At 50.6% G+C, this 822-nt stretch carries 2 protein-coding genes; one reads left to right on the forward strand and one right to left on the reverse strand.

Translation table 11 applies throughout. The annotated features are described in order from the left end of the window. Positions 1–244 (forward strand): hypothetical protein (locus ABEA66_RS36075; protein ID WP_345595372.1); only part of this gene is annotated, 244 nt, incomplete at its 5' end. 181 nt (positions 245–425) lie between these two features. On the opposite strand, the gene ABEA66_RS36080 is transcribed toward ABEA66_RS36075, so the two are convergent. Then, positions 426–665, reverse strand: coding sequence for a hypothetical protein (locus ABEA66_RS36080; protein WP_345595374.1), 240 nt, complete (start codon positions 663–665; stop codon positions 426–428). Positions 666–822 lie beyond the last annotated feature (157 nt).

Raw genomic sequence — 822 nt, forward strand, 5'->3', positions numbered from 1 at the left:
GACGGTGATGTCCGTTGACAACGAAGTATCTGCGGCTTTAACTAGCGACATGCCTGCGAACCTCCTATCGTTTTGCGTTTATACCGGATTATATCCACGTGGTTTTCTTTCGCACACTTCCGCGGAAATAAATTTTTCATTTTCGCTTTCGATAGTTACGTCGACGGTCGACGAGAAATGGCGCACTTTTGAGGAAAATATTTTTGAAACCTTCAAACGGGAACATACGTACTACTTTATATAAAACCGAAAGAGCCCGAAGCAGCCACCTATACCGCTCCGAGCTCCCCTCGCAGATCCACCGTTGGCGCGGCGTTTCTGCCTGATCGGTACCTAACGGACTCTGCAGCGTCCCCGATCATTAAAACATGTCCGTATGGAGGTCCGCAGATCGGTTGGCGCCGCATCTACAGTACGGACGGAGATTAAACGGCAAGTGCTGCGACTAGTGCTTCGAGTTCAGTCTTGGCGGACTGGATTCGGGCATAGTCACGAAGTTTGATCGGTATTTCAAAGTGTCCGCGCTTGTGATCGTACTCTATCTCGCCGTCCCCACGGTTTACGAATCGAGTAACGATTACCGCCTCTTCTTCTAAATCGATAACTAACGCTAGGTCATCAAGGAGCAAGATCGCGTCCATACCGTCAACTGTAATTTTGCGCATGGCAAATAGCACCTCCCTTCGTGGCAGGCTATTGTTACGGCACGATCGTACGCTCGAACCGCGGAAATTTGGCTTTCCGCGACCATCGGCGCCGTATTAGCGCTTAGGTTTCGGTCGGTTGCCGTCCGACTCTCTTTCAGGCGGAGATAGTCTCAAG

The sequence above is a fragment of the Paenibacillus vulneris genome (assembly GCF_039543185.1).
GTDB classification, from domain to species: domain Bacteria; phylum Bacillota; class Bacilli; order Paenibacillales; family NBRC-103111; genus Paenibacillus_S; species Paenibacillus_S vulneris.